The 10017-nt window shown below is 60.5% G+C and carries 10 protein-coding genes, 3 pseudogenes and 1 other annotated feature; of the genes and pseudogenes, 5 read left to right on the top strand and 8 right to left on the bottom strand.

The window, feature by feature from the left end; genetic code table 11:
• Positions 1-167: 167 nt before the first annotated feature.
• Positions 168-512 carry a hypothetical protein gene (locus ACP5E6_RS13160; protein WP_427954722.1) on the bottom strand — a complete coding sequence of 115 codons (345 nt, stop codon included), beginning with the start codon at positions 510-512 and terminating at the stop codon, positions 168-170.
• Between the two features lie 56 nt (positions 513-568).
• On the opposite strand from ACP5E6_RS13160, the pseudogene ACP5E6_RS13165 reads away from it, so the two are divergent.
• Positions 569-1865: pseudogene (locus ACP5E6_RS13165) on the top strand (IS3 family transposase).
• Positions 856-972: a sequence feature (AL1L pseudoknot), on the top strand. (Overlaps the previous pseudogene by 117 nt.)
• A gap of 36 nt (positions 1866-1901) precedes the next feature.
• Here the strand turns inward: ACP5E6_RS13165 and ACP5E6_RS13170 are convergent.
• Positions 1902-2105, bottom strand: a complete 204-nt coding sequence (locus ACP5E6_RS13170) for a hypothetical protein (RefSeq protein WP_427954724.1) — start codon at positions 2103-2105, stop codon at positions 1902-1904.
• Positions 2106-2240: 135 nt separating this feature from the next.
• On the opposite strand from ACP5E6_RS13170, the gene ACP5E6_RS13175 reads away from it, so the two are divergent.
• From ACP5E6_RS13175 to ACP5E6_RS13185, 3 genes and pseudogenes are all read left to right on the top strand, one after another.
• Positions 2241-3146 (top strand): LysR substrate-binding domain-containing protein, encoded by a 906-nt coding sequence (locus ACP5E6_RS13175; protein ID WP_427954725.1) that lies wholly within the window; start codon positions 2241-2243, stop codon positions 3144-3146.
• A 36-nt stretch (positions 3147-3182) separates the two neighbouring features.
• A pseudogene (locus ACP5E6_RS13180) lies at positions 3183-3284 on the top strand (transposase domain-containing protein); the annotation flags it as partial.
• A gap of 237 nt (positions 3285-3521) precedes the next feature.
• The gene (locus ACP5E6_RS13185) at positions 3522-3908 is read left to right on the top strand and encodes a transposase (RefSeq protein ID WP_427954736.1); all 387 of its coding nucleotides are present in this window, start codon (positions 3522-3524) and stop codon (positions 3906-3908) included.
• A gap of 15 nt (positions 3909-3923) precedes the next feature.
• On the opposite strand, the gene ACP5E6_RS13190 is transcribed toward ACP5E6_RS13185, so the two are convergent.
• Positions 3924-4721 (bottom strand): DODA-type extradiol aromatic ring-opening family dioxygenase, encoded by a 798-nt coding sequence (locus ACP5E6_RS13190; RefSeq protein WP_427954727.1) that lies wholly within the window; start codon positions 4719-4721, stop codon positions 3924-3926.
• Positions 4718-5272 carry a DoxX family protein gene (locus ACP5E6_RS13195; protein WP_427954728.1) on the bottom strand — a complete coding sequence of 185 codons (555 nt, stop codon included), beginning with the start codon at positions 5270-5272 and terminating at the stop codon, positions 4718-4720. Before ACP5E6_RS13195 ends, ACP5E6_RS13190 begins: the two co-directional genes overlap by 4 nt.
• On the opposite strand from ACP5E6_RS13195, the gene ACP5E6_RS13200 reads away from it, so the two are divergent.
• Positions 5238-6128 carry a LysR family transcriptional regulator gene (locus tag ACP5E6_RS13200; protein ID WP_427954729.1) on the top strand — a complete coding sequence of 297 codons (891 nt, stop codon included), beginning with the start codon at positions 5238-5240 and terminating at the stop codon, positions 6126-6128. The two genes, ACP5E6_RS13195 and ACP5E6_RS13200, sit on opposite strands and share 35 nt — an antisense overlap.
• A gap of 476 nt (positions 6129-6604) precedes the next feature.
• Here the strand turns inward: ACP5E6_RS13200 and ACP5E6_RS13205 are convergent.
• The 4 genes and pseudogenes from ACP5E6_RS13205 to ACP5E6_RS13220 form a co-directional block, all read right to left on the bottom strand.
• A pseudogene (locus ACP5E6_RS13205) lies at positions 6605-6764 on the bottom strand (IS6 family transposase); the annotation flags it as partial.
• Positions 6765-6854: 90 nt separating this feature from the next.
• The gene (locus ACP5E6_RS13210) at positions 6855-7874 is read right to left on the bottom strand and encodes an efflux RND transporter periplasmic adaptor subunit (RefSeq protein WP_427954730.1); all 1020 of its coding nucleotides are present in this window, start codon (positions 7872-7874) and stop codon (positions 6855-6857) included.
• Between the two features lie 14 nt (positions 7875-7888).
• Positions 7889-8107 (bottom strand): DUF1656 domain-containing protein, encoded by a 219-nt coding sequence (locus ACP5E6_RS13215; protein ID WP_427954731.1) that lies wholly within the window; start codon positions 8105-8107, stop codon positions 7889-7891.
• A complete protein-coding gene (locus ACP5E6_RS13220; protein WP_427954732.1) occupies positions 8104-9882 on the bottom strand; it encodes an alpha/beta fold hydrolase in 1779 nt (592 codons plus the stop codon). Before ACP5E6_RS13220 ends, ACP5E6_RS13215 begins: the two co-directional genes overlap by 4 nt.
• Positions 9883-10017 lie beyond the last annotated feature (135 nt).

Raw genomic sequence — 10017 nt, forward strand, 5'->3', positions numbered from 1 at the left:
CGCCACGTCGTACCACTAAACGATAGTTGTAGCGGTCACCCGTTGAAGTCGGTCTCTTAATCATCCGCCGACCACCATAGCCCCTATCAAAACCAGGCACTTCGTTGAAATCACCTCGTTCCTCAAAATCCATAGTCAACCACGGCGCAACTTTCATACCGGGACGGTCAGGACGGCACCGCCTTCTCCAGTACCGACGGATCCGAAGATCCTATCTCGGAAGGCTCGATCCGGACATCCTTGGTGACCGATTGGATGAAGAGGCCTGCCGAGACAGCGGAGCAAATGACGCATGTGCCGAGAATCGTAATGGGGCCTGTCCATCCCAAACCAGCGGCCAGGAGGGCAATGACGAGCAGCAGTGCCGCGACAACACCGACGGCACTCGCAGCACCGAGGACAAATGAACGGCGCAAGTCGCGCGACGTCAGCAGAGGTGCGGCCGATATCAGGGAACCCGTTCGGGTGTCTACTCCGTCTTTGATTTTGCGCCATTGATGCATCTGACGCATGGAGTGTGAACTGCGCCAGATTTGCCGGAGGCCCCAACTCTTGAGAGGATGGGGCTATGGAGAAGCGAAAGACATCGAAGAAATATTCGCCTGAGGTCCGCGAGCGTGCGGTCCGGAAGGTGTTGGAGCACGCGAAAGATTACGCCTCCGAATGGGAGGCGATCGGTTCAATCGCGGCGAAGATTGGTTGCACGGGTGAGACCCTTCGGGGTTGGGTCCGCCAGGCGGAGCGGGACCGTGGTGTACGGCCTGGTCTGACCAGCGATGAGCGCGATCGGATGAAGGCTCTGGAGCGGGAGAACCGCGAACTGCGCCAGGCGAACGAGATTCTGCGCAAGGCATCGGCATATTTTGCACAGGCGGAGTAGGGCGGCCGGTACAGGCCATGATCGCGTTCATCGACGCGCATCGCGAGGTTCACGGTGTCGAGCCGATCTGCGAGGTTCTGCCGATCGCACCCTCAACCTACCATGAGCATGCCAGCCGCCGTTCCGATCCAGAGCGCCTGCCGCCGCGGGCCAAACGAGACATCCGGCTGCGAACGGAGGTCCGCCGGGTATGGGATGAAAATTTCCAGGTCTATGGTGTGCGCAAGGTCTGGCGGCAGTTGCGGCGCGAAGGGATCGGAATCGCGCTGTACGGTGGCGCGGCTGATGGCGGAGATGGGGCTCGCGGGCGTAATCCGCGGCAAGCCGGTGAAGACGACGATCAGCAACCCGACCGCCCCCTGCCCACGCGACCACGTGAACCGGCAATTCCATGCCCTTTGCCCGAATGCCCTCTGGGCGGAGGCGCTCAAAGTTCCATGCGCACAGAGCATGGAATAGCGGCGGAGGGTTCTGATTTCACCTACGTGGCAACCTGGGAGGGCTTCGTCTACGTCGCCTTCGTGATCGACGTCTTCGCGAGTCGTATCGTCGGCTGGCGGGTGTCGCGCACAGCGCAGACCGGCTTCGCGCTCGATGCTTTGGAGCAGGCCCTTCACGATCGCCGTCCGACGCAGCGGGATGGCCTTGTGCATCACAGTGATCGCGGTGTCCAATATGTCTCGATCCGCTACACCGAGCCCCTGGCTGAGGCCGGCATCGAACCATCAGTCGGTAGCGTCGGCGACTCCTACGACAATGCCCTCGCCGAGACGATCAACGGCCTGCGCGGCCCGGCCTGTTCAAAGCGGAGGTGATCCACCGACGCGGACCCTGGCGCAACGCCGAAGCCGTGGAATTCGCTACCCTCGAGTGGGTCGATTGGTTCAACAACCGACGCCTCCTCGAGCCGATCGGAAATATCCCGCCCGCCGAAGCCGAAGCGCGCTACTATGAACAACTGAACGAGCTGGCTATGGTGGCCTGACTCAAACAAGACAGCCTCCGGGATTCCCGGCGCGGTTCAGTTACGATTGCTTTGAATGGACTGGAGTTGCTGGTTGTACACAGCACGACCCCCGGCAACTTTTTTGTTTTGAGCGACCGATGCGTGAGCGGTGATTGGAGACGGCTGATACATCGACGTGCCGACCGCGGCGTTCGCTACAAACGGAGCAAACACTCCGAGAGAGGCCAAAATCGCGATCGAGGCTGTGAATTTACGCATTAGAGTAACTCCTTGAGATAGAGAAAAGAATTTTTGAAAGGCACGTCGTTTCGTTGACCCTCATGTACTCCATTTAGATTAGATGATAATCCGCTTTAAATTGTTTTCACCTCACACTGATAGAATGAGATAGCTGTGCTGGATCGCGTGCTGGGGATGGAGGTATTCACACGAACGGCCGCTCGGGGGAGCTTCTCAGCGGCAGCCCGATCGCTGGGTCTTTCGCCAACAATGGTAACGAAACACATCGTAAGTCTGGAAGATCGCTTGGGCGTGCAGCTCTTCCAACGCACGACGCGGCGTCTGTCACTGACCGAGGCGGGGCGGACCTATCTGGACTTCTGCAGCCGTATTCTTCCGGAGATTGAAGAGATGGAGAAGGCTGTCAGTTCCGGGCAAATCGAACCGCGTGGGCTTTTGCGTGTGAATGCCCCGTTATCGTTTGGGTCTCTGCATATTGCCCCGGCGATGGCAGAATTTTCGCGGCTTCATCCACAGGTCACGGTCGAACTTGGACTGAGCGACCGTATGGTGGATATGGTTGAAGAAGGGTGGGATCTTACGATCCGCATTGGGCGTCTTGTTGAGAGTAGTCTCAAAGCCCGTCAGATTGCATCGACACAGATGCTTGTATGTGCCTCACCGATCTACCTGAAAGCCAGAGGTACGCCGCAGACCGTTGCCGAACTGGCCAACCACAATTGCCTGACCTATACGCTATCGAGCTTCAACAGCTTGCACCGGTGGACATTTGGAGACGATGGCAAGATCTCTGTCACGATCTCCGGCACGCTACGGATCAATAATGGCGAGGCGCTACGTAATGCCGCTATAGCAGGTCATGGGATTATCTACGAACCCCACTTCCTGCTTTCTGATGAACTGCGCTCTGGTTCTTTGGTGGCCTTGCCGCTCGATAATCCGCCAATCACCGAACTTGGAATCCATGCTGTGTACGCGCCCACTCGGCAAGTTCCACTGAAAACACGCGCGATGATTCAGTTCCTGGCAGCACGGTTCAAGGGTAACCATCCGGTCTGACTTTCGATTACCCACAAATATCGGTGGACGGCATAAACGGCAAAAATGAACGATGTCGATCCACAGGCCTGGCTCGCCGATATCCTCGCGCGCATCGCCAGCCATCCTGTCCACCGGATCGAGGAACTGATGCCCTGAAACTGGATCGCACCGCAAAATCAGAACCCGGTCGCACTGGCCGCCTGACCACCCCACTCCAGAGATCCGCGAACACCGACCGGCAATCAGACCGCGGCACTCACCGGTGGATACGACCGCTCATGTGGTCCAGTTTTTCGATAGCACAACAGCCCGGGCGCACATCTCAGCCGCCGGTGCAAAAGGGGGCAGAAAAATCAGGCATTCGGCCGCTCGCGCGGCGGTTTCTCGACCAAAATCCACCTCAAGACAGATCTCGAGGGCAACCCTCTCGATTTCCATCTGACCGGCGGGGAGGTCAGCGACAGCACACAATTCGAGACGTCGCTCGACATCGGCCCCGACGTCCGGCTGCGCATCGCGATGACCGACAAGGGATATGACAGCCAGTCCAACCGGGCGGTGGCACTCGCGCGCGGAATCGCGCCAGTTATCCCGCGCCGCGAAAACTCCAAGCAAATTGTTCGCTTTTTTCCAAAGCGCCTGTACAAACTCCGAGCTCGCATCGAACAGACAATCGGCAAGCTTAAGCGATTCAAACGCGTTGCCATGCGTTGCGAAAAGACCGACATCAGTTACTCAGACATCATCAGTTTTGCCTGCCTGCGGGTTGATGCTGGCTAAAACCGTCCACACGACCTAAATTGTCAGGCTCGCCTGTATTGATCCAAAGCTGTAGGCATCCATTCGTAAAATCGAATGTTCGGTTGAGTTATGCAGTCTTTGCGGTGGTCCGTCGCTTGCGCCAAGAGCAGTGAAGAGCGGCAGCAAATGCTCCTCGGTTGGGTGCTCGTCACGCGCATAAGGGGCGAGTTCGCGGTAATTTAGCAAAGCGGTTGTATCGTTATGAACGATGGCGGTGTTCATCCATTCGCTGAACGCGGTGACGTCTGCGCTTTCTGCGGCGTTTACTGGCTGCCCGCGGAAACGCCTGAGATCGTGCGTGAAGCTGCCGGAGCCGACAATCAGAACCCCCTCGTCGCGCAACGGCGCCAAGGCGCGGCCAATCTGATAAGCATGGTCGGGGCCGCGACTTGTCTGCACGGAAAGCTGAAGCGTGGGGATGTTTGCCTCCGGCCACGCCAGCATCAACGGCACCCAGGCGCCGTGATCAAGGCCGCGTGTTGTTACAAGGTCTGTGGCAAATCCGGACTGCCCGAGCATAGTGGCGATATGTTCTGCCAGAGCTTCATCACCAGGTGCTGGGTAGTGAAGATCGTAAAGCGCGCGCGGAAACCCAAAAAAGTCGTGGATCGTCTGGTTCTTGGCGACTTTATTCACCATCGGCTCCGCAGTTTCCCAATGCGCGGACACCACGAGAATGGCGCGTGGCCGTGGCAGGAGAGTAGGCAAGCCGGCGAGGAACCTCCTCGCCGGTGTGTCCGTGATGGCCAGCATGGGGGAGCCATGGCTGACAAACAGGCTGGGGAGCGTCATGTGATTTTCCGATTTAGAGTTGGCAGCAAAGTGTAAGGGCCGTCGCCGATCAGTGCGAGCGCAACGAGCGCAATCGTCCAAAATGCCGGATATTCCCAGCCACCGCCCTTCGCCGTGAAGAGAAAGCCGTTATGGATATGCACCATCAGAATCGCGCCAATCAGGTCCGGAGCGATCAGCAATGCGGCCAAGCGGGGCCAGATTCCAACGATCAGGGCAATGCCGGCGGCGAACTCCCAGATCATGACGAAAATGCCAAACCAGCCCGGCAGGCCAAGGCTAGCGAAGAAATGTTCTGTGCCCGCGGGGGTGAAGACAAAATATTTGATCCCGGCATGGGCCAAGAACAATATGCCCAGCGAGAGACGGAGCAGCAGAACGCCATAGCCGGCGGTTTTCATGTCGATGTTTGATGTCATCAGTGGATCTCCTTCACGGCCTAAATAGCCATGCAAATGGGCTTGGTTAATTCTCAATATCCGGTCTATAATTATGCGTTTTCGCATGGAGTCCGGGGTGGAGTGGAACGATTTGCACAGCTTTTTGGCCATTGCGCGTGAAGGTACGCTTTCGGCGGCAGCGCGGCGGTTGGGGGTACGGCAATCCACCATGGGGCGGCGGCTGGCGGCGCTTGAGGCCAGAGCCGGCGTGCGGCTGCTGGAACGCACGCCGCGCGGGTTTCGGTTAACACCTGCGGGTGAGGCCGCTCGCGCCGAAGTGGAGCGGATGGAAGATGCGGCGCTGGCGGCTGAGCGTGCCGTAGGCGGGAGGGATATACGCCTCGAAGGCAATGTGCGGCTGACCACGGTGAGCGATTTTGCTGTGAGTATTTTAATGCAAGCACTGACGGACGTGGCAGGACGTTATCCCGGTATTCTGGTTGAACTGATCGCCGATGATCGTACGCTTTCCCTGGCGGCACGGGAGGCGGATCTGGCCATCCGTTTGGCGCGTCCGAAAGGGCAACTGCTCCTCGGGCGGCGGATTGGGGAGGTCTCTTTCGGGCTCTACGCCAGCGCGGCTTATCTTGCCGCGCGGGCTACGAAGCCCTTGCCAGGTGGCGATGGGGTAGGACACCGGCTGATTCTCTCCCGCGACGAAACTGGCGCTTACCCTGAAATAGATGCGCTGGCTGCCATGGCGCCAAGAGCGGAGGTGGCGTTGCGTACTGATAGCCGCGCCAGCCAATTGGCAGCCGCACAGGCTGGGTTAGGCATTGTGGTGCTGGGGCATCATGTCGCGGCGGATACGGATCTCGTGCGGCTCGACGCACCGCCGTTACCGGCCCGGGAAATCTGGCTGGTGCAGCATGAGGATACGCGGCACGTCCCGCGTATCCGTGCGGTGGCGGAAGCGTTGGCCAGTCGTATGCGTGCCGCGGCGCCGCTATTTATGGGTCGTGAATGAGGAGCGAGCTTATGCCGTGAGGCGATGTCGGCTCCACAATCAACCTTCGCCGCGTTTCCTCAGAGATGATGCAATACCGAGACAGGGATCATGCAGGGTGCGGAATTGAGCTCCGATATGGTGAAGATCGCGGAGGCCGAATGTGTTCGCGTACATGAAGGCAGTACGCGCGTCATCGTTAAGCGAGATGACGTCGCTCCGCCGGCGTCGAAGACCGGATCATGGATGAAAAGCATTTATCGTAACATGAGAGGCCCGACCGGGTCCGCCAGATTGGTCTCTGGTGGGGGATGGGGGCGAGGGAAAACCAGAGCCTCCATCCGAGCGGCTTTGTCAGGTTGAAGATATTGAGGTCAAAAGTAAACAACTTTCGTAAAAATATCATCCGGCGATTGTTTTAAAAAACTCTCATTCATGTTACTATCGTAATGTTGATGGCGTTTGATGCATCAGCTTCCTCCAACCTGACAATGCCCCCGGATTGTCTCGTAGCTCACCGTCACACCGCGTTCAGCCAGCAAATTCTCAACATCTCGTAGGCTCAGATAAAACCGGTGAAAGCTCCAGACCGTGTACGCGATCACCGATTGGGGGGAAGCGATACCCCTTCAACCGCACCGGAGAGGTCAAATCCATCTTGCCAAAGTGCTACGGACACTGGCAGGTAGCGTCAACCTGACAATGCCCTCTGGGATGATTATGCTGCCAACCTGGGCACCTGATCGATCATGACCAAGAGTCAATCGCACCAGATCCAATCAACCTGACAATGCCGCCGGCTCGAGATTTCGCGCCGGCGATCCGCACCGTCGCCGTCATGCCGGCAGCGAGAAACAGGCCGGCCGGAACGTCCTCAAGCGTGATATGCACCGGTATCCGCTGGGTCAGCCTGACCCAGGAATAGACCGGGTTGACCACCGGAAGGCCGCCCGCCGAATTCTGCACGTCATTCACCGCAATGCCCCGCCCGATCCCCTGAACGACCCCGTCGAGAACAACGCCCGGATCGGCCAGAAGTCTGATCTTCGCAGTGGATCCCGGTTTGATCCGAGCCAGTTCGGTTTCCTCGAAATAAGCCGTCACCCACATGTGCCGAACATCGACGACGGTGAGCGCCGCCGTCCCTTCATGAGCATAATCGCCCGCGTGCAGGGTCAGGTTGGTGATCGTGCCGGTCACCGGCGCACGCACCACGGTTCGTTTGAGGTTGAGCAGCGCCTGGGCGAGCCGTGCCTGATCGCCGGCCACGGCCGCCTCGGCGGCATCCGCGGCGGCGGCCGTGTTGTCACGCGATTCGGCGGAAACGGCGATCGAAGGCAGGTGTGCCCGGCGGGCGGCATCCGCCGCCTTCATCCGCGCGGTCGCGCGATCCGCCGCCAGTGCGGCCCGCGCCTCGGCAACCGCGTTGATGAAATCGGCCGGGTCGATCCGCATCAGCACCTGCCCCTTGCGCACGGTCTGATTGGCATGAACCGCCACCGCGACGATCGGCCCCGAAATCTGCGGCGCGATCGTCACGGCATACGCACGGACCCGGGCATCCCGCGTCCACGGCGTCGTATCGTAACGCGCCCAGGCCAGCACCGCGAGCCAGAGCGCCGCGATCACCGCGATGATCGTGGCGAGGGTGGAGAACAGCGGCTTGTACGTGCGCGACGGCCCGGCATCCGAGCCCGAGGGTTTCGCCGCCGCACCATCGCCCTCCGCACCGGTCGTGGTCGTCGTACGGTTTAGGAAATCGAGCATCGAATTCTTCCTGATCAGATCGGCGGCATCGCGAGGATCAGCCCCGCGGCGATGCAGCCGAACAGCGACAACATGAACAACGGCCAGTTCCACACCATCCGATCGACCCCGCCATACCGCAGCACGCGGCGCAGCACATCGGTGATCAGCACCGCCAGCAGCATCATCGGCACGGCCGGCTCGACAGCGATGCCGAAGATCGAAAACTCGGCAAGCGGGGGCAGAATCGTCATGCCCGCCGCCGGGCGAGTTCGCGGATCGGTATGAACCCGAGGAACGCCACCACCGAGACGAGCACGCCGCCGATCATGGCAAAATCCGTGTTCAGCGCAGCTCCCAGATTGAAATCGAGATTGTTCGACGGATCGGCCGCAAGCATGAACGCCAGATTGTACCCGGTCGCCGGCCCCTGCGTGCGCGAATCAGCAACACCGAGCCCACCGAGCACGAGAAACGGCAGCAGCACCAGCGCCTCGGTCGCGAATCCATCGCCCTGGGTGAACAACGCAAACCGCACGAACAGGCCAAGCCCGGTGCCGAGCAGAAAGCCGCGCAGCAACCCGAGCGTCGCCGACAATTTACTGGGGTGAGCCGCGAACAGCGTCACTGCCGCCCCCGACATCAGCACGAAATCAGGACCGTTTTCCCACTCGGACCCATACCAGAACAGGCTGGCCAGCCCGATCGCCAGTGCAGCACGGATCGCGTTGCGCCGCGCCTGCCCCGGCACCGGCGAGTCCGCCTGTGTCGCGCCATGGGCGTGGTGTCCCGCCACCAGCGCCGCCGCAAGCCCGGCGCAGACGATCCCGATGGTGACTTCCGCAGTGCGAATGATCGCCACGGTGAACGCATTGCTCGGGTCGGATATGCTGCCGTACGCAATGATGCCCGTGGTCAGCCAGGTCAGGGCGAGAGCATACGTCTCATATTGGCGCGCACGCGTCCCGAGATAGACGCAGAACGCCGCCCAGAGCGTCATCGCCAGATCGAACAGCAGCGGCGTCTGCGCGAACAGGGCGATGAACAGAACCCCCACCGCCGCACCGACCAGCGTGCCGACCATCCGGTGAAACGATTTCAGGAACGCCTGGTCGATCGAGGGCAGGCTGACCGTCAGCACCGTCCAGGCGGCCCAATGCGGCGTCGCCATATCGAGCGCCATCGCGACATACAGCGACAGGATCGCCGCTGCCGCCGTACGCAGCGCAAATCCGAGATCGCGCGGCAGATCACCCGCAAGAGCGGAGGTCGACGCGCGCAACTGGGAAAATCCGGGGACCGCCATGATGAATGCACTTTCGTGTCCGGACGCCATATTGCGAAAGAGATAGCTGATGACCGTCTCTGCAACGGCATCAGTTTGCTCCGGGAACAGAGCGTGGCCAGCGGCTTTGATAACCGTGGTTATCACCCGGTCGCCAAGTTCGCTCCGGAGGTCGCCCCACTCGTCGCGAACATGGAACGGGTCATGCTCAGCAATGATCTCGAGGATCGGTGCGGCTCCCACACCCCAATAGAGCGCAGGGTTCAAACGCTTGACGGCTTCGTGCTGCGTTGTAAGCGTTGCCGGATACCAGCCGGACAACCAGCCCGACGGGTCGTGCCCCGGAGCAAAGAAGGCGAGCTTTAGCGCGGCGACCTGCGCGCTGTCCGGGAGTGTCAGATCGCCCGCCCGGAAGGGAGCCTCGTTGACCTCCTTGTCTACGGTACGCCCGGAGGTGGCTGCGAGGATGACGGCGGCGACCTTGTCCGGATGGTTGGTCGCAAGCACCCGCGCGACGAAGTTCCAAAATGCGTGGCCGGGAACGACCGCGGTGGCGAGGCCGGGCTGTGCAATGACGGCAGCAATGTCGTCGGCCAGGACCTCCATCCTGACGTCCTGCATAGGTCTCATCGAGCCGGCGATCCCGCGAAGCTGTGGGCGCAGGACGCGGTGGTCGATCGCGGCAAGCGAGGCGGCCAGTCGGTCGCAGTCCTCGCCGCTGTCTCGCCCGTAGGAGGGCAGCACAACGACATCGCGCCCCCGCTGCCAAAACGTTGTCCGTCCACATAGGTCGCGATCCGGACCGGCCCTGTCGTCACGACCTGGCTGTACCTATTCATCACCGACCCGCCGTCGCGTACGCCGGAGCTTCGCCGACGG

Source organism: Acidiphilium sp. (assembly GCF_049977125.1).
GTDB lineage: Bacteria > Pseudomonadota > Alphaproteobacteria > Acetobacterales > Acetobacteraceae > Acidiphilium.